The organism is Pseudomonas sp. R84 (genome assembly GCF_009834515.1).
In the GTDB taxonomy this organism is placed as follows: domain Bacteria; phylum Pseudomonadota; class Gammaproteobacteria; order Pseudomonadales; family Pseudomonadaceae; genus Aquipseudomonas.
The window spans coordinates 4521141-4539272 of record NZ_CP019426.1; the positions used below are offsets into that span (position 1 = coordinate 4521141).

Sequence of the window (18132 nt, forward strand, 5' to 3'; positions counted from 1 at the left end):
AATAAATAGAGAGAAACGATAATGACGAAAACCGTGGAGTTCTATTTCGACCTCGGCAGCCCTGCCACCTACTTGGCCTACACCCAATTACCAAAGATCTGCGCCGCGACGAACAGTGAGTTGATCTACGTTCCAATGTTGCTCGGTGGTGTATTCAAGGCAACCGGCAACGCGTCACCGGCGATGATTCCGGCGAAGGGTCGGTATATGTTTGAGGATCTGGACCGCTACGCGAAACGCTACGGGGTGCCGCTGAAATTCAATCCGCATTTCCCGATCAACACCCTGATGTTGATGCGTGCGGTTACCGGCATCCAGTTGCGTCAGCCAGAACGCTTTCAGGCGTTTATCGATTGCCTGTTCACAGCGCTATGGATTGACGGACGCAGCCTCGACGAACCCGCTACCGTCGCCACCGTGCTGAGCCAACACGGCTTCGATCCGCAGGAAGTGTTAGCGCTGACCAATGACGAATCCGTCAAAACAAAGCTCAAGGACAACACCGAAACCGCAGTTAAACGCGGCGTGTTCGGGGCACCCAGTATGTTCATCGGCAATCAACTGTTCTTCGGCCAGGATCGGCTCGACTTCGTTGAGGAGTCCTTGCGCCAAGGCTAAGCGATCATTCAGGCGCTGATAACAGCGCCTGAATTGCAACGGATCAGATGGCCGCAGTGCGGGTGTTCAGCCATTCCAGCGCAGCACCCTCAAGCAAAGGACTCAAGCGCTCACGCACTTGCGCGTGGTAGTCGTTAAACCACTGTTTATCTTCTTCCGACAGCAGGGCCGGCAGCAGGCAACGCGTGTCGATCGGGCACAGTGTCAAGGTTTCAAACTTGAGGAATTCACCGAATTCGCTGCTGCCCGCCTCGCGGTTCATCGCCAGGTTCTCGATGCGCACGCCCCAACGACCCGGACGGTAAGTGCCCGGCTCGATCGAAGTGATCATCCCCGGCTGCATGGCCGTTTGCGGTGCAGGCGCGGCCTGATACGCAATCACTTGCGGGCCTTCATGAACGTTGAGGAAATAGCCAACGCCATGACCCGTACCGTGACCGTAATCCACACTGTCGGCCCAGATCGGCGCGCGGGCAATGGCGTCGAGCAGCGGCGAGAGAATGCCTTTCGGGAACTGCGCACGCGACAGCGCAATCACGCCTTTCAACACGCGCGTGCAATCGCGCTTCTGCTCTTCGGTCGGCGTACCGACCGGCACCATCCGCGTGATGTCCGTGGTGCCGCCCAGGTATTGACCGCCCGAGTCGATCAGCAGCAAACCATCACCCTCAATGACCGCGTGTTCTTCTTCGGTCGCGTGGTAATGCGGCATCGCGCCATTGGCGTTGAACGCAGCAATGGTGTTGAAACTTAGCGATACATAATCCGGACGACGCTCACGGGCAGCGGTGAGCTTTTCGTCGATGGTCAATTCGGTGATGCGTTCGCGACCCCAAGCCGATTCCAGCCAGGCGAAGAATTCGCACAGCGCCGCACCGTCCTGCTCCATCGCTTGGCGGATGTGCTGAGCATCGGCCTCACTTTTCTGTGACTTGGCCAACGTGGTCGGGTTCAAGCCTTCGACCAGCTTCACGCCGCTGTCGAGGTTATCCAGCAAACCGCTGGTCACTCGCGCCGGGTCAACCAGCAGGCTCGCGCCACTCGGCACGGCACGCAGGGCATCTGCGACTTCGCGGTAATCGCGCAGCGTCACGCCGTCCTGCTCCAGCAAGGCGCGCAATTGAGCATCAACCTTGCTCAGCGCCACGAACAACGTGGCCTGCTGCTGATCGATCAAGGCAAACGATACAAACACCGGGTTGAACGACACATCGCCGCCGCGCAGGTTGAACAGCCAGGCAATGTCGTCGAGGGTGGCGATGAAATGCCAGTCCGCCCCGCGCTCCTGCAAGGTTTCGCGCAGTTTGGCGAGTTTCTCGCCACGGCTGACGGTCGCTTGCGGTGGCAGATGCTGATAGATCGGGGCATTCGGCAGGCTCGGGCGATCGCTCCAGACTTCCTGCAACAGATCGATGTCGGTACGCAGACGTGCACCGCGTGCTTCAAGCTTGCTGCTCAGGGTACGCGCCGAGGCCACGGCCATCACCGCACCGTCGACCGCAACTACACCACCTTCCGGTGTCTGCTCGGCGAGCCAGTCAAGCGGGCTCGGCTGACCCGGTTGCAGTTTCACCAGTTCGATGCCGCTGCCCTTGAGTTCCTTGCTCGCTTGCTCCCAATAACGGCTGTCGGCCCAGACGCCGGCGAAATCAGTGGTGACGATCAACGTCCCGACCGAACCATGGAAACCCGACAACCACTGCCGGCCCTGCCAGTAACCCGGCAGATATTCCGACAAATGCGGGTCGGCGGATGGCACCAGCAGTGCGTGAATGCCTTCGCGGCGCATCAGTTCGCGGGTGTGCGCCAGGCGCTGGGGCACCGATCCTTCGGTCGAGGTCTGGGTACTCATCATGTCTCCTGCTAATCACTTCATCGTTATTGTTCGTAGCCGTGAGGTCGGCTTGTTTAAAGTCCTGTCGCCCAGAATGCCGGAGCACTGGCGCAGGCGGTCTTGATCAGTTGAACGGCTTTGTCGATATCTTCGGCGGTGGTGAAACGGCCGAGGCTCAGCCGAATGGTGCGACCGGCCAGATGCGCGTCATGCCCCAGCGCCAACAGCACGTGAGATGGCGTATTACTGGCCGAGTTGCAGGCCGAGGTCGCGGAAAAGGCGATCGAATGACTCAACGCCGCGCTGTTGAATTCGCCTTCGCTGAAGGTCAGGCTCAAGGTGTGCGGAATGCGCTGAGTGGCACAACCATTCAGGCGCACGCCCGGCAGGCTCAGCAGTTGTTCGAGCAGGCGTTCACGCAGTGCGACGATGGTTTTTTTCTCGGCATCGAATGCCTCGGCGGCCAAGGCAAATGCTGCGCCCATCCCGGCAATCTGGTGCGTCGCCAAGGTTCCGGAGCGCAAGCCACCTTCATGTCCGCCGCCGTGAATCTGCGCCTGCAAACGCTGCTGCGCCCGTGGGCCGACATACAGCGCGCCGATGCCTTTGGGGCCGTAAAGTTTGTGCGCCGAAAACGACATCAAATCCACCGGCCACTGCGCCAGATCGATGATCACTTTGCCGGCGCCCTGTGCCGCATCAACATGGAACAACGCCTCACGACTGCGCACCACTTCGCCAATCGCTTGAACATCATTGACGGTGCCCAGTTCGTTGTTGACCAACATCAGTGACACCAGAAAGGTGTCGTCGCGCATGGCTTCACTGACCGCTTGCGGCGTGATCAGGCCATCGGCGTCCGGCACCAGATAAGTCACGGCGATGCCGGCGTCCTGCAATTGGCGGGCAGTATCGAGGATGGCTTTGTGTTCGATCTGACTGGTAATGATGTGGCCGCCGGACACCCTGCGCGCATGCGCCACGCCTTTGAGGGCGAGGTTATTGGACTCGGTGGCACCGGAGGTCCAGACAATCTGTTCGGCATTGGCGCCGACCAGATCGGCAACCTGGCGGCGGGCCTGCTCGACCGTGTGCCGGGCCTGCTGGCCGAACGCGTGGGAGCTGGAAGCCGGGTTACCAAAGTTACCGTGAAACCCCAGACACTCGATCATCACCTGGATGACCCGCTCGTCGACCGGGGTGGTGGCGGCGTAGTCGAAATACAACGGACGTGTGTTCATAAAAGACTCGCAGAGCGTGTTCCGGGATCAGGAGGCTCGTGTCTGCAAACGGTACGGCGCAGCCTTGTGAGCTGCGCGTCGGTTCGAGAGCGTCATCAATACCTGATCGGATGCCGTTAAAGAAGAACAACTTCATTCAAAGTGCGTAGGAACGCTCCTGAAGCCGAGCTTAACAGGCATCCGGCCTGCGGTTGAAGCGATGCGTCAGCTAAAGCTTTCGAGAAATAACGGGTACAGCGAAATCACCAACAGCGCCGCCATGCCCCAGTTGAACACGCGCAACCAGCGCGGATCCTTCAGCACATTGCGCAACAACGTACCGCAGGCCGCCCAGACGCCGACACTCGGCAGGTTGATGATGGCAAACACCGCAGCAATCACCACGACATTGGTGAAATAGCCCTGCATCGGTGTGTAGGTGCTAATGGCGCCGATGGCCATGATCCACGCCTTGGGATTGACCCACTGAAACGCAGCCGCGCCGAGGTAGCTGATCGGCTTCGCCTCGCCTTCGGCACTGTCACCGACAGGTCCCGAGTGAGCGATTTTCCACGCCAGATACAGCAGATATGCCGCGCCGACATAGCGCAGAACCGTGTAAAGAATCGGATAGGTCTGGAACACCGCGCCAAGGCCAAAGCCCACGGCCACGACCAGAACGAAGAAACCGCAAGTAATCCCGAGCATATGCGGGATGGTGCGGTTAAAGCCGAAATTCACCCCCGATGCCAGCAACATGGTGTTGTTCGGTCCAGGTGTAATCGAGGTGACAAGGGCAAACAGGGCAAAGCCCAACAGCAGGTCAAGCGAGAGGGTCATGGCAGGCAATCCATCAGGGTCATTCAGGTGTTGACCCTATCCCACGCCGCCCGGCAAGCCCACGGACAGTTGGGTAAAACTTCAACCAGTACAGTTTGTTTTCAGCTAGGACGACCGTGCAGCTGTACGGCACGTTCGGCACTCATTTCAGCTTTCTTGTCGAACCGGGTCTGACCGAGCAATTGCGCTTTTTTCGCGTGATATTCGTCGAAAGACAAGCCGCTGCGATTCAGTGCTTCCATCGCCAATTCGCGGGATTCTTCATCGGTGTAAGGGCGCAGTTCCGGTGAAACATGTCCGGCACAACCGGCGAGTACGGAGACAGCGAGCAACAGGGAAACAGTCAGTAAACGATTCATGGGAGCGTCCTGGCGAGCAATGGGAGTCGATGGACAAAGGCTACGCCCGGGCACGCTCGCGCAGAAATCAACGCTCTCAATAGTGGCTATCAGGAATTCGACACAAACCGCCGCATATCTCCTAACGATCTATAAATATCAATTAACGTTCTTTTACGGAATAACAAACTGCCTTTATAACTCCATCCATGCGCTGAGCACTGTTGCTCCAGCAACTGTTGCTCAACCAACACCGATTCAACAAAGCGCCTCGCTGCTCACAGGGGCGACCGCCACGCTAACGCTCAACGCTTTGTAAACCGGGGCTTGCAGGAATTGGTACAGCGCTTGCTCAGACCCGGTGACTCATTCACTGCTCGCTGAGCAACTGTTGAAAAAGGAACTGATCATGTCGCGTCCCCTGAAAGTCGTCGCCCTCTCCGGCGGCACCTGGCGTCCGTCCCGTACTTTGGTGCTGACCCAAGCCTTGCTCGCCGAACTGGCCAGGCACCTGACCATCGAAAGCCATTTGATCGAACTCGGTGATATTGCTCGCCCGCTCGGCGGCGCGCTGTCGCGTCAGGAACTCAGTGCTGAAGTTGAAGCCGAGTTGCAAGCCATCGAACAAGCCGATTTGCTGATTGTTGCCGCGCCGGTTTATCGCGGTTCCTACCCGGGTCTGCTCAAGCATCTGTTCGACCTGATCGACCTCAACGCCCTGATCGACACGCCGGTGCTACTCGCCGCTACCGGCGGCAGCGAACGCCATGCGCTGGTCCTTGATCATCAACTGCGGCCGCTATTCAGCTTCTTCCAGGCCATGACCTTGCCGATCGGTGTGTACGCCACCGAAGCCGACTTCGCCGATTACCAGATCACCAGCGAACTGTTGAAGGCGCGCATCCGCCTGGCCGCCGAACGCGCCGCGCCGCTGTTCGCCACACAAATCAAACCGTTGCTGAAAATCGCCTGAGGAGTCGTTCATGGATGTTTTCTGGTTCCTGCCGACCCACGGTGATGGCCACTATCTGGGCACCACCCAAGGTGCGCGCCCGGTCACTCTCAATTATCTGAAACAGGTGGCGCAGGCCGCTGACAGTCTCGGCTACCACGGCGTGCTGATTCCCACCGGGCGCTCCTGCGAAGACTCGTGGGTGATCGCCTCGGCACTGGTGCCGTTGACCGAGCGCCTGCGTTATCTGGTGGCGATCCGTCCGGGGATCATCTCGCCGACAGTCTCGGCGCGCATGGCTGCGACGCTTGATCGGCTGTCCAACGGCCGCTTGTTGATCAACGTGGTGACCGGCGGCGATCCGGATGAAAACCGTGGCGACGGCAGTTTCCTCAGCCACGCCGAGCGCTATGAAGTCACCGATGAATTCCTGAAGATCTGGCGCCGCGTGTTGCAAGGCGAAGCGGTGGATTTCGACGGCAAACACCTGAAGGTGCAGAACGCCAAAGCGCTGTATCCGCCGGTGCAAAAACCTTATCCGCCGTTGTACTTCGGCGGCTCCTCCGATGCCGCGCATGATCTGGCCGCCGAACAGGTCGATGTCTATCTGACCTGGGGCGAACCACCGGCCGCGGTCGCGGAAAAACTCGCCGATGTGCGCGAACGAGCGGCGCGGCATGGCCGCCAGGTGAAGTTCGGTATTCGCTTGCATGTGATCGTGCGCGAGACCGCCGAAGAAGCCTGGAAAGCCGCGGACAAACTGATCGAACACATCAGCGACGAGACCATTGAGGCGGCGCAGAAATCCTTCTCGCGCTTCGACTCCGAAGGCCAGCGGCGCATGGCAGCGTTGCACGATGGCCGTCGCGACAACCTCGAAATCGCCCCCAACCTGTGGGCCGGTGTCGGTCTGGTGCGCGGTGGTGCCGGGACGGCGCTGGTTGGCGATCCGCAGCAAGTGGCGGCGCGGATCAAGGAATACGCGGATCTGGGCATCGAGAGCTTCATCTTCTCCGGTTATCCGCATCTGGAAGAGGCATACCGCTTTGCCGAGTTGGTGTTCCCGCTGTTGCCCGAGCCTTACGCCAGTCTGGCCGGGCGTGGCGTGACCAATCTGACCGGGCCGTTTGGCGAAATGATTGCCAATGATGTGTTGCCCACAAAAGCCTCGGCGTAAACCGAACCCCGGCTGATTGAATTCAGGAGTGTTGGTGTGACCGCCAAACCGCAAAGTACTTTGTTATCCCCGCTGCAGACCGCCCGCCAACTGGCCGCCGAGTTTGCCCTGACCGCCGTCGAGCGTGATGAACGTGGTGGCACGCCGAAAGTCGAGCGCGATGCCCTGCGCGACAGCGGCCTGCTGGCCTTGAGTATTCCGACCCGCTACGGCGGCCTCGGCGCGAGCTGGAGCGAAACCCTGCAAGTCGTTCGCGAGTTCGCCAAGGTCGACAGTTCGCTCGCCCACGTGTTCGGCTTTCATCACTTGATGCTCGCCACCGTGCGCCTGTTCTCGCGGCCGGAACAATGGCAGCCGTGGTTCGAACAGACCGCGCGGCAGAACTGGTTCTGGGGCAATGCGCTCAACCCGCTCGACACCCGCACCGTGGTCAAGGATCTCGGCGGCTGGCGCGAATTTTCCGGGAAGAAAAGTTTCTGTTCCGGCGCCAGCGATTCACAGATGCTGATCGCTTCGGCGGTCGATGAAAGTGCTGGCGGCAAGTTGCTGATCGCGGCGATTCCTAGCGGCCGCAGTGGCATCACCCTGCACAACGACTGGAACAACATCGGCCAGCGTCAGACTGACAGCGGCAGCGCCACGTTTGAACGGGTGCGCGTCGAAGAGTCGGAACTGCTCCTCGATCCCGGTCCGCTGAGCACGCCGTTCGCCTGCTTGCGACCGTTGATTGCGCAACTGACGTTCACGCATATGTTTCTCGGGATTGCCGAAGGCGCTTTCGAAGAGGCGCGGCAATACACCCTCAGCGAAACCCGGCTCTGGCACAAATCCACGGCCCGCGATGTGCGCGAAGATCCCTACGTGCTCGCGCATTACGGCGAGTTCTGGGTGGCGCTGGAAGGCATTCGTCTGTTGGTCGAACGCGCGGCGGCATTACTCGATGAGGCCTGGGCCAAAGGTGCGAGTCTCAGCGCCGAAGAGCGCGGTCATGTCGCCACAGCGATTGCCACCGCCAAAGTCGCCGCCAGCCGTCAGGGCCTGGAGATTTGCAGCCGTTTGTTCGAAGTGACCGGCGCACGCTCCACTCATGCCTCCCTGCGTCTCGACCGCCACTGGCGCAACCTGCGCACGCAAACCCTGCACGACCCGCTGGATTACAAACTCCATGAGTTGGGCGACTGGGCGCTGAATCAGTCGCTGCCGGTGCCGACCTTTTATTCCTGACCTGCCTGCATTTGAACTAAAAAGAAGGACGAGCCCATGCAACTGCTGACCCTACCGCCCTCTCCCGCGCTCGCCACGTCGATCCGCGCCACCGCGCAGGTATTCGAAGACCCGAAGTCCCAGGCCCTGCTCGCGCATTTGCAACAAGTCGCGCCGAGTGAAGCGAGTGTGCTGATCATCGGCGAAACCGGGACTGGCAAAGAGCTGGTGGCGCGGCATATTCATAACCTCAGCAATCGCCGTCATCGGCCGTTTATTGCGGTCAATTGCGGGGCGTTTTCCGAATCGCTGGTAGAGGCGGAATTGTTCGGTCATGAAAAAGGTGCGTTCACCGGCGCACTGAGCGCCAAGGCCGGCTGGTTCGAGGAGGCGGACGGCGGCACGTTATTTCTCGATGAGATCGGCGATCTGCCGATGGCGATTCAGGTGAAGTTATTGCGGGTTTTGCAGGAGCGCGAAGTGGTGCGGCTCGGCTCGCGCAAAAGTATTCCTATCGATGTGCGGGTGCTGGCGGCGACCAATGTGCAGCTGGAGAAAGCCATCAATGCCGGCCATTTCCGCGAGGATCTGTATTACCGCCTCAACGTGGTCAATCTGGAGCTGAGCCCACTGCGCGAGCGTCCCGGCGATATCCTCCCGCTCACGCGCCATTTCATCGAAGCCTACAGTCAGCGCCTCGGTTATGGACGCGTGAGTATCAGCCCCGGCGCCGAGCACAAGCTGCGCGCTTACAGTTGGCCGGGCAATATTCGCGAACTGGAAAACGTCATCCATCACACCCTGCTGATCTGCCGCAACGGCGTGATCGAACGCGATGATTTGCGCCTGTCAAACCTGCGCATCGATCGCCCGGACGATCATCACAACAGCGCCGATGATTCACCGGAAGCGTTGCTGGAACAGGCCTTTCAAAAACTCTTCGCGCAACAGGCCGGCGCTTTGCACGAGAAAGTCGAAGACGCCCTGCTGCGCGCAGCGTATCGCTTTTGCCATTACAACCAGGTGCACACCGCAGCACTGCTCGGTCTGAGCCGCAACGTCACCCGCACGCGTTTGATCAAAATCGGCGAACTGGCGGTAAACAAGCGGCGACTCACGGAAAACCTGCAAGGCGAACGCTTGATCCAGCTGTCGATCTAGCCCACCAGGTGGCAGTGCAGCGCATCGTCGTGGCTGCGGGCGATGCTGCTCAGCACCTGGAACGAATTGAAGGTGATGGTTTTCGCCTGATGGGTATGAATCAGTTGCCAGAAATCCTGCTCGCCGCTCTCAAAGCTGCGAAATGCCGCCTCTCCCGCCTCGCGGGACTGCCATTGGAGAAAACTCAGCACGCGCCGGCCGTCATCGCTGGCCTGCACACTGGCGCTGACAAAACCCTCGTAGCGCTGAGCCAGACGCTCGGTTTGCCTCGATAGTGCGGTCACCAGCGCAGGTTGTTGGCGTGGTTCGATTTCAAATTCGATCAATTGGGTAAAACTGCAGTTGTTCATGGAAAGCCCCCACTCAGCGTAAGACGAGCCTTGCGACTCGAAGACCTGCAGGGTAAAACCTCTAGTTAAGTCAAGGTCAAGAGCTGTCTTCAGATGATCAGCAAAGAAAATGTGCACAAACAGTTAACGGTTGGCGAAGTCGCAGCGCGCAGTGGCGTCGCCGTCACCGCTCTGCACTTTTATGAATCCAAAGGCCTGATCAAGAGCCAGCGCAATGCAGGCAATCAGCGACGCTATCCACGTGAAGTGCTGCGCCGGGTGGCCTTGATCAAGGTTGCGCAGCGGCTGGGGATTCCACTAGCGGAAATTGGCGAGGCGCTGAAAATCCTCCCGAATGATCGGGCGCCCAGCGCGACCGACTGGAATATCCTCTCGCAGCAATGGCGCCGCGAACTGGATGAGCGGATCGAGCAATTGACCCTACTGCGCGATCGGCTCAATGGCTGCATCGGTTGCGGCTGTTTGTCGATGGAGGCCTGCCCGCTGCGTAATCAGGGCGATGTTCTGGGTGAACAGGGACCGGGGCCGCACTTTCCCGAAGACTGACGCTCGTCGGGCAAAAATTTGCACGGCGAAGACGGTTCTATAGTGAATCTTCCACAAATCCGGTGGAGCCACATCTCATAGAACAAAAATCAGGGAGAACGTCATGAGCGTCAAACCCATTCCCGAGGGGTATCACAGCATTACCCCGTATCTCGGCATCCACAAAGCCGCCGAGGCCATCGATTTCTATAAAAAAGCCTTCGGCGCCACCGAAGTCATGCGCCTGGCCATGCCAGACGGCGGTATCGGCCACGCCGAACTGCGCATTGGTGACAGCGCGATCATGCTCGGTTCGCCATGTGATCAGGGGCCGTTGAGCAGTCCGGATCAAGCCGTGTCGGTTGGTTTGCATCTGTATGTGACCGATGTCGACAAGTCGTTTCAACGGGCGCTGGACGCGGGAGCGACGACTGTGTCCGAGGTCAAGGATCAGTTTTACGGTGATCGCAGCGGGACGTTGAAGGATCCGTACGGGCATCTGTGGTTTCTCGCCTCGCGCAAGGAGGATCTGACTGAAGAACAGATCAAGCAGCGGGCGATGGAGATGTTTCAGCAGGGTTGAGCATCTCAGTGTCTGGACTGGCCTCTTCGCGAGCAGGCTCGCTCCCACTGGGTTTCGTTGGGTGGCATAGAGAGTGGTCACACCGAAGACTCCTGTGGGAGCGAGCCTGCTCGCGAAGGGGCCGGCACTGGCAACCCGAGTCTCATCAACACACTTCATGAACCTGCCCACCACGCTTTGCCCCTTGCCGCAAACGCCGGACGATTTCAGGATGCAGCCAACCAGAACCCTGAAAAAGGATCAGCCCGATGTTTGCCGGATTCCGCAAAGACCAGCACCACGTCAACGGCGTCGACATTGCCTACCGCCTCGGCGGCAGCGGCCCGGGCCTGTTGCTGTTGCACGGGCACCCGCAGACCCACGTGATCTGGCACAAGATTGCCGAACAACTGGCCGAACACTTCACTGTGGTCGCCGCCGACCTGCGCGGTTACGGTGACAGCAGTCGCCCGGTGGCCGATGAGTTGCACATAAATTATTCGAAACGCGAAATGGCCCGCGACAATGTCGAGCTGATGCAGTCGCTGGGCTTCGCGCAGTTTTCTATCCTCGCTCACGACCGTGGCGCACGAGTCGCCCATCGGCTGGCGCTCGACCACCCCGCCGCCGTGCAGCGCATGATGCTGCTGGACATCGCGCCGACCCTGTCGATGTACGCACAAACCAACGAAGCCTTCGCCCGCGCCTACTGGCACTGGTTCTTCCTGATCCGTCCGGCGCCACTGCCGGAAACCTTGCTCGAAGCCGATCCCGAGAGTTATCTGCGCAGCGTGATGGGCAGTCGCAGCGCCGGGCTCAAGCCGTTTACCGATGCAGCCTTCGGCGAATACCTGCGCTGCCTGCAACAACCGGGCAGCGCCCGTGGCATCTGCGAAGACTATCGCGCCAGCGCCGGCATCGATCTTGTGCACGACCGCGCCGACATCGCTGCCGGGCATCATCTGAATCTGCCACTGCGCGTGTTGTGGGGCGCCGAAGGCACGGTCGGACGCTGCTTCGATCCGCTCAAGGAGTGGCAGCAAGTGGCGACCAACGTCAGCGGCCTGGCCGTGCCCGCTGGCCATTACATTGCCGAAGAAGTCCCCGAACTGCTGCTTGGCGAAGCACTGGCCTTTTTGCGCTGAGCCGAGCCGCAAGATCTCAGTGCTATGCTGGCGGCGTCTGCCGCCGCCAGTGTTCGTTTTGACATGTCCCAGAAGAAAGACACCGTGCCCCTGCCCGAAGACCTGCGTGTGCTGCTCACCGTAATCCGCAAGAACGGCTTTGCGGCTGCAGCGGATGAACTTGGCCTGTCACCGGCCTACGTCAGCAAACGCATTCAGATTCTTGAAACCACCCTCGGCACTCGCCTGCTGCACCGCACCAGCCGGCGCGTCTCGCTCACCGAGGATGGTGAACGCGTGCAGCGCTGGGCATTGCGCATTCTCGATGATTTCCAGCAACTGCACGACGAACTGTCCGACGCCCACGACAGCCCGCGTGGGCGTTTGCACATTTGCAGCAGTTTCGGTTTCGGTCGCAATCACGTGGCCCCGGCGGTGTCGTTGCTGGCCGAACGTTATCCAGAACTGGAGATTCGCCTCGACCTGTTTGACCGGGTGGTGGACATCATCAATGAAGGCTTCGATCTGGAGATCCGTGTCGGCGACGACATTCCCGGCCAGCATATTGGTCGGCGTCTGGTCAGCAATCGGCGCGTGCTGTGCGCCGCCCCCGGTTATCTGCAACGTCGCGGCACGCCGCAAACACTGGACGACCTGCAGCAACACGATTGCCTGGTGATCAAGGAGCGCGACAACGCCTTCGGCATCTGGAATCTGGATCGCGATGGCGGGCAAGAGGGCGTGCGGGTCAGCGGCCCCTTGTCGTCAAACAACGGCGAGATTGTTTTGCAGTGGGCGCTGGACGGGCGTGGGCTTTTGTTGCGCTCGTTGTGGGATGTGAAGCCGCTGCTGGACCAAGGACGCTTGGTGCAGGTGCTGGACGATTACAGCCAGAGCGCCAATGTCTGGGCGGTGTACCCGACGCGGCTGGCGCATTCGGGGAAGTTGCGCGCGTGTGTGGAGTTTTTGCAGGCGCATTTCAAAAGCCTGTCGCTGTAACCCGAAACAACACAAAACCCTGTAGGAGTGAGCCTGCTCGCGATAGCGGTGTGTCAGACACAACAATTCTGACTGATCCGCCGCTATCGCGAGCAGGCTCACTCCTACAGGGGATCAGCGGTGGGTCAGGAGAGCCACGGGTTGTTGGCCAGGTGTTGGCGTTCGAAGGTTTTGATCTGCTCGCGCCGTTGCAGGGTGCTGCCGATGGCATCCAGTCCCAGCAGCAACGCGGTTTTACGCAGGGTATCAATCTGGAATTCGATCACCGTGCCATCCGCCAGGCCAATGTGTTGGGCCTCCAGATCAATACTGATCCGCGCCGTTTCAGCCTGACCGACAAGCTGTCCGATACGTTGCACCTGCGCTTCTTCCAGGGTGATCAACAACACCCCGTTACGCTGGCAGTTGTCGTAGAAGATCCCGGCAAAACTGCTGCCGATCAACGCGCGAATGCCCATCTGCTGCAAGCCCCAGACCGCATGTTCGCGGCTGGAACCGCAGCCAAAATTCGGCCCGACCAGCAGAAAACTTGCGCCCTGCCACGCTGGTTGGTTCAAAACGAAATCGGGGTTGGGGCTGCCATCGCGCAGAAACCTCAAATCGAAAAACAAGCCGCGATCGAGTCCATGGCGATCAATGCCTTTGAGGAACTGCTTGGGCATGATCACGTCAGTGTCGACATTGGCCGCCAATAACGGCGCGGCCTGACCGCTGACCTGGGTGAAAGGTTGCAGGCTCATGAGCGTTCTCCAAAGTGGCGGATATCAGTGAGTCGACCGCTGATTGCCGCCGCGGCGACCATCGCCGGGCTCATCAAGTGAGTGCGGGCGCCAGCGCCCTGACGGCCTTCAAAGTTGCGGTTGGTGCTCGACGCGCAACGGTCGCCGGGGGCGAGGACGTCGTCGTTCATCGCCAGGCACATCGAACAGCCGGACTGCCGCCATTCGAACCCGGCGTCGATAAAGATCTGCGCCAGCCCTTCGGCCTCGGCCTGCGCGCGAACTTCGCTGGAGCCGGGGACGATCATCGCCCGTACATGCCCGGCCACGTGTTGACCGTTTACGACGCTGGCAGCATCGCGCAGGTCTTCGATTCGCGCATTGGTGCACGAACCGATAAAGGCATGGCTGATGACGATATCACTGAGCGCCATGCCCGCTTCCAGGCCCATATAGTTGAGGGCGCGGCGCATGTCCTGACGCAGGATAGGATCGCTGATCGCTTGCGGATCCGGGACTCGCGCACCGATCGCGGCAGCCTGATCGGGGCTGGTGCCCCAGGTGACCATCGGTTCCAGCACACTGGCATCGAGGCGAATCTCGCGGTCAAACACCGCGCCCGGATCACTTCGCAATTCGCGCCACTTCTCCACGCCCCGTTCCCACAACTCGCCTTGCGGCGCTCGCGGCTTGCCCTTGAGATAGGCGAAGACCTTTTCATCCGGCGCCATGAATGCGCCCCGCGCGCCGGCCTCGACGGCCATGTTGCAGATGGTCATGCGCGCTTCAACGCTCAAGGCATCGATGGTCGAGCCGCAGAATTCAATGGCGTACCCGCTGGCCCCGGAAGCGCCGATGCGGCCGATCAGGGCCATGATCACGTCTTTGGAGGTCAGGCCCGGCGCCAGATCGCCCTCCACGGTCACGCGCATGCTTTTCAGACGTTTGTAGACCAAGGTCTGCGAGGCCAGCAGATGCTCGATCTCGGACGTGCCGATGCCGAAACCGAAAGCGCCGAGTGCGCCATAGGTAGTGGTGTGGCTGTCGCCAGCGGCGATGACCATTCCCGGCAAAATGAACCCTTGCTCCGGGGCGATCACATGTTCGATGCCCTGACGTTTGTCGAGGATGTCCAGCAACTCGATGCCAAAGTCCCGGCAGTTCTCCGCCAGATACGACACTTGCCGCGCGCCGCCCGCATCAGGCATTGCCGCGATGCGCACAGGCGTGGTCGGGTTGACGTGATCGACCACCGCCAGCGCCGTGCCCGGCCGCCAGACCTCGCGCCCGGCCGCGCGCAAACCGCTGAAGGCCTGCGGGCTGGTGTATTCGTTGATCACCTGACGATCGATATACAGCAGGACATGGCCCTGATCGTCGAGGCAGCACACCGTGTGCGAATCGATGTGTTTGTCGTAGAGGGTTCTGGCGGTCATCAAGGCGCTCACTCAGAGAAATCAGGTGATTCCCATGATAGGCAGCGCGGGTCGGCCATCAATTGGCAGAGAGTGATGGCGTGGATCATGAATCGTGTTTGATCGGCCGGACCGCAAAATCCTGTAGGAGCTGTCGAGTGCAACGAGGCTGCGATCTTTTGATCTTGTTTTTAAAGATCAAGATCAAAAGATCGCAGCGTGCCGCAGCTCCTACAGTGGGATCTCGTCACACCCTGCGAATTGGGAAACATTTGCTTTCATATCATCTTTCGGGATTTTCCGCGCTCATCCGTCCTATATAGATGCAGGCCGTTCGCGTAGGCAAAAGCCACGTCCGGTCTTTCAGGGTCCCCGTGCTGCGAAGCCCGTAGCCACGCGCCCTTTCACCGCTATCAAGACGCGCAATCATGTCGAAGAAATCCCGCTCCAAACTGTGGTTCCTCGTTCATAGCTGGCTGGCGCTACCGATCTGGTTCTTTGTCCTGATCGTCTGTGTCACCGGCACACTGGCGGTGGTCAGCCAGGAAATCGTCTGGCTGGCCAACCCGCAGATGCGCGCCAGCCAGCCTGCCGACGATGCGCCGCTGCTCAGCTATGACCAGGTTCTCGCCGCGATCAAGAAGGCCGAACCGCAAACGGTCGTGCAGAGCATCAGCCGCCCCGACGAATCGCATTTCGCCCTGGACGTCGAGGTCAGCTACCCCGATGGACGCGCGCAGACCGTTTATGTCAATCCGTACACCGGCGTAATTCAGGGCGGTGCACCGGACTTCAACTTCAAAGCCTTCACCCGTGCGCTGCATGGCTGGTGGCTGGTGCCGTTCACCAATGGTTACAGCTGGGGCTGGTACCTGGTGTCGTTCCTCGGTCTGCCGTTGCTGGCCTCGCTGATCACCGGACTGGTGGTCTATAAACGCTTCTGGAAGGGTTTCTTTAGCCCGACCCTGCGCTTTCGCCACGGTGCGCGGATTTTCTGGGGCGACTTCCACCGCCTGAGCGGTATCTGGTCGATCTGGTTTATTGCGGTGATCTCGGTCACCGGCACCTGGTTCCTGATCGAAGCGATGCTGTTCGATAACCACATCTCCATCTCCAGCGAGCCGATCATTCCGGCGATGGCCCGTGAAGCCGTGCCGATTTCGGCTGACGGAACACCACCGCCACGCATCAGTCTGGATCGTGCCATCGAAGTCGCCCAACAGAAAATTCCCGGCCTGGAAGTCAGCTTCGTCAGCTTGCCGGGGAACGCCTATAGCCATATGAGCCTCGGCGGCCGTGGCTGGTATCCGCTGATGTTCCAGACCGCGACGCTCAACCCGTTCAACGGGGACGTGGCGGCTTCGCGTCTGTTGTCCGATCGCACTTCGCTGGAGTTCGTCACCGAATCCATGCGTCCCCTGCATACCGGTGATTTTGGCGGGCTGTGGATCAAGCTGATCTGGTTTTTCTTCGGCCTGTTACTGAGCATGATGGTGCTCAGCGGCTTGTTGATCTGGACCAAACGCACCGCGCTGGCCACGGCCAATGCGCTCAAGCGTGAGTCGAAGAAATCCCGCGTTCAGGCGCAACCGGCCATGAACCGTGAAGCGTCGGAGGTCAACCTGTGAGCAAGTCCACTGCTGCGCCGCAACCGTCGCGCCTGAGCCTGTTCTGGTACAAATGGCGCTTTCACATCAACGTGCTGTTGCTCCTGATCCCGCTGGGCTTCATGCCCAAGTACTTCGCCGACGCCGCACTGTTTCGTGGCGACATCGGCCTCGGGGAACGGGACGTCGGCGAAGTCACCGTCGGTCCCTGGAGCCTGCGCCTGGCCGAGTTGCGCAACGAAGCGCCGCGCCTCGAAGGCCCGGCCGGCCATATGAAAGGCTTCAACGCCGCCCTCTGCGATGCCTGCATCGACCAGGTCAAAGCCACCTACCTGCGTATCGGCAAACCCCGCAGCCTGCGCGCCGCCGGGGTGATTTTCTTCGGTACGCCCTACCGCATGGGCGCGCAATTGCCAGTGCCGGAAAAAACCAAAACCGACGCCGAACTGTGGATCACTATGGAAGGCTGGGACGGCAGCATGCATCAGGCTTCGATCCCTCTGAGTCAGGCCTCTCCCGCCACCATTGCCTGGTTGAACCAACAAGGAGCCAAACCATGACTTGCTCGCAACGCCATTCCCGCCTGCGCCTGAAGGCTGCGCTGCTGGTGCTGTGCGCCGGCTTCAGTGTCAGTGCGCTGGCCCACAACCCGATGTGCGAATGCAAAGCCATCGACGCCGAGCAGATCAAATGCACCGGTGGTTTCTCTGACGGCAGCGGTGCGCCGGGCGTGACCCTTGATGTGATCGGTTATGACGAAACCATTCTGGTGCCGGGCAAGCTCGGCGCCGATTCCACGCTGACGTTCAAGAAGCCTGGCGCCGAGTTTTACGTGCTGTTCGACGCCGGTCCAGGCCACGTGGTGGAAATCGACCAAGCGGATATCGAAGCCCCATGAGCACGCCAACCACACAAATCGTGCGTCCGGCCGGTGCCGGTCATGAAACCCTCAATGTGCTGCTGTTGTGCCTGCTGATTCTGGCGCTCGCCGGATCGGTCGTCGCGTGGCGCGGGGTTTCCCATGAACCGGAGCCGGTGGCGACAAATCAACTCGACGCGCGCCGCGACCTCAGCGCTTCGGAACAAGGCATCTACGCCGACCTGCGGGTGACCCTCGACGAAATCCGCTTGCTGCGCGAAGAACAGCAAGCCCTGCCGACACCGCAATATCTGGCCGACGAAGGCTTTGCGCCGTTTGCCCAGGATGCGAGTTCGGTCAGCCGTGGCGGTCATGCCTGGCAGATGCTGGCGGGCAGCGCCTATTTCGGTCATAGCCAGAACACGGCGGTTGCCGGTTCGTTCGTGATGTTGCTGAGCGCCGACGACAAGGCTGCGCCCGATATCTGGCTCAACCGCGACGCCAATCTGACAGCGCCGACCGAACTGACTGAAGCCGCCCTGTCCGCTGCTGGCTGGAAACAGATTGTCGCGCAATACGATGCCGGGGTTACCCGCGAACATCGCCATTGATTCCTCGCCCTCATCCGA

20 protein-coding genes are annotated in these 18132 nt (G+C 60.2%); 13 read left to right on the forward strand and 7 right to left on the reverse strand.

What is annotated here, in order from left to right; translation table 11 throughout:
- Window positions 1-21: 21 nt before the first annotated feature.
- A complete protein-coding gene (locus PspR84_RS19910; RefSeq protein ID WP_160058842.1) occupies window positions 22-618 on the forward strand; it encodes a 2-hydroxychromene-2-carboxylate isomerase in 597 nt (198 codons plus the stop codon).
- A 43-nt stretch (window positions 619-661) separates the two neighbouring features.
- On the opposite strand, the gene PspR84_RS19915 is transcribed toward PspR84_RS19910, so the two are convergent.
- The 4 genes from PspR84_RS19915 to PspR84_RS19930 form a co-directional block, all read right to left on the reverse strand.
- The gene (locus PspR84_RS19915) at window positions 662-2470 is read right to left on the reverse strand and encodes an aminopeptidase P family protein (RefSeq protein ID WP_160058843.1); all 1809 of its coding nucleotides are present in this window, start codon (window positions 2468-2470) and stop codon (window positions 662-664) included.
- A gap of 56 nt (window positions 2471-2526) precedes the next feature.
- Window positions 2527-3693, reverse strand: coding sequence for an aminotransferase class V-fold PLP-dependent enzyme (locus tag PspR84_RS19920; RefSeq protein ID WP_160058844.1), 1167 nt, complete (start codon window positions 3691-3693; stop codon window positions 2527-2529).
- A 204-nt stretch (window positions 3694-3897) separates the two neighbouring features.
- On the reverse strand, window positions 3898-4512 hold the full coding sequence (locus PspR84_RS19925) for a LysE family translocator (RefSeq protein WP_160058845.1): 615 nt from the start codon (window positions 4510-4512) through the stop codon (window positions 3898-3900).
- A 101-nt stretch (window positions 4513-4613) separates the two neighbouring features.
- On the reverse strand, window positions 4614-4871 hold the full coding sequence (locus PspR84_RS19930) for a hypothetical protein (protein ID WP_016985420.1): 258 nt from the start codon (window positions 4869-4871) through the stop codon (window positions 4614-4616).
- Window positions 4872-5259: 388 nt separating this feature from the next.
- Between PspR84_RS19930 and msuE the strand changes: the two genes are divergently transcribed.
- Genes msuE through PspR84_RS19950 form a run of 4 tightly spaced genes read left to right on the forward strand, consistent with a single transcriptional unit; the run spans window position 5260 to window position 9343 of the window.
- Entirely contained in the window at window positions 5260-5823 is a 564-nt protein-coding gene (msuE, locus tag PspR84_RS19935) for an FMN reductase (RefSeq protein ID WP_160058846.1), read from the forward strand.
- Between the two features lie 10 nt (window positions 5824-5833).
- Entirely contained in the window at window positions 5834-6979 is a 1146-nt protein-coding gene (gene ssuD, locus PspR84_RS19940) for an FMNH2-dependent alkanesulfonate monooxygenase (protein ID WP_160058847.1), read from the forward strand.
- 36 nt (window positions 6980-7015) lie between these two features.
- Window positions 7016-8203 carry an acyl-CoA dehydrogenase family protein gene (locus tag PspR84_RS19945; RefSeq protein WP_160058848.1) on the forward strand — a complete coding sequence of 396 codons (1188 nt, stop codon included), beginning with the start codon at window positions 7016-7018 and terminating at the stop codon, window positions 8201-8203.
- 36 nt (window positions 8204-8239) lie between these two features.
- Window positions 8240-9343 (forward strand): sigma-54 dependent transcriptional regulator, encoded by a 1104-nt coding sequence (locus tag PspR84_RS19950; protein WP_034155172.1) that lies wholly within the window; start codon window positions 8240-8242, stop codon window positions 9341-9343.
- Here PspR84_RS19950 and PspR84_RS19955 read toward each other — a convergent pair.
- Window positions 9340-9693 (reverse strand): antibiotic biosynthesis monooxygenase, encoded by a 354-nt coding sequence (locus PspR84_RS19955; protein ID WP_160058849.1) that lies wholly within the window; start codon window positions 9691-9693, stop codon window positions 9340-9342. The genes PspR84_RS19950 and PspR84_RS19955 overlap by 4 nt on opposite strands.
- A 93-nt stretch (window positions 9694-9786) precedes the next feature.
- Between PspR84_RS19955 and soxR the strand changes: the two genes are divergently transcribed.
- From soxR to PspR84_RS19975, 4 genes are all read left to right on the forward strand, one after another.
- Complete coding sequence (gene soxR, locus PspR84_RS19960) at window positions 9787-10239, forward strand: redox-sensitive transcriptional activator SoxR (RefSeq protein WP_160058850.1); 453 nt, start codon at window positions 9787-9789, stop codon at window positions 10237-10239.
- A 103-nt stretch (window positions 10240-10342) separates the two neighbouring features.
- Window positions 10343-10801 (forward strand): VOC family protein, encoded by a 459-nt coding sequence (locus PspR84_RS19965; RefSeq protein ID WP_160058851.1) that lies wholly within the window; start codon window positions 10343-10345, stop codon window positions 10799-10801.
- 248 nt (window positions 10802-11049) lie between these two features.
- Window positions 11050-11925, forward strand: coding sequence for an alpha/beta fold hydrolase (locus PspR84_RS19970; RefSeq protein WP_160058852.1), 876 nt, complete (start codon window positions 11050-11052; stop codon window positions 11923-11925).
- A 63-nt stretch (window positions 11926-11988) separates the two neighbouring features.
- Window positions 11989-12903: a LysR substrate-binding domain-containing protein gene (locus PspR84_RS19975; RefSeq protein ID WP_202982142.1), complete on the forward strand. Its 915-nt coding sequence runs from the start codon at window positions 11989-11991 to the stop codon at window positions 12901-12903.
- Between the two features lie 125 nt (window positions 12904-13028).
- Here PspR84_RS19975 and leuD read toward each other — a convergent pair whose 3' ends face one another.
- Window positions 13029-13643 carry a 3-isopropylmalate dehydratase small subunit gene (gene leuD / locus PspR84_RS19980; RefSeq protein WP_160058854.1) on the reverse strand — a complete coding sequence of 205 codons (615 nt, stop codon included), beginning with the start codon at window positions 13641-13643 and terminating at the stop codon, window positions 13029-13031.
- Window positions 13640-15058 (reverse strand): 3-isopropylmalate dehydratase large subunit, encoded by a 1419-nt coding sequence (gene leuC, locus PspR84_RS19985; protein ID WP_160058855.1) that lies wholly within the window; start codon window positions 15056-15058, stop codon window positions 13640-13642. Before leuC ends, leuD begins: the two co-directional genes overlap by 4 nt.
- A gap of 407 nt (window positions 15059-15465) precedes the next feature.
- Here leuC and PspR84_RS19990 point away from each other — a divergent pair, with 407 nt between their 5' ends.
- The 4 genes from PspR84_RS19990 to PspR84_RS20005 are packed head-to-tail and all read left to right on the forward strand — an operon-like array spanning window position 15466 to window position 18114.
- The gene (locus PspR84_RS19990) at window positions 15466-16665 is read left to right on the forward strand and encodes a PepSY domain-containing protein (RefSeq protein ID WP_160058856.1); all 1200 of its coding nucleotides are present in this window, start codon (window positions 15466-15468) and stop codon (window positions 16663-16665) included.
- Window positions 16662-17204, forward strand: coding sequence for a thiamine pyrophosphate-binding protein (locus PspR84_RS19995; protein ID WP_160058857.1), 543 nt, complete (start codon window positions 16662-16664; stop codon window positions 17202-17204). Before PspR84_RS19990 ends, PspR84_RS19995 begins: the two co-directional genes overlap by 4 nt.
- Window positions 17201-17542, forward strand: coding sequence for a hypothetical protein (locus PspR84_RS20000; protein ID WP_160058858.1), 342 nt, complete (start codon window positions 17201-17203; stop codon window positions 17540-17542). The genes PspR84_RS19995 and PspR84_RS20000 overlap by 4 nt, the downstream gene beginning before the upstream one ends.
- Window positions 17539-18114, forward strand: a complete 576-nt coding sequence (locus PspR84_RS20005) for a DUF6162 family protein (RefSeq protein ID WP_160058859.1) — start codon at window positions 17539-17541, stop codon at window positions 18112-18114. Before PspR84_RS20000 ends, PspR84_RS20005 begins: the two co-directional genes overlap by 4 nt.
- The last annotated feature ends 18 nt before the right edge of the window (window positions 18115-18132 follow it).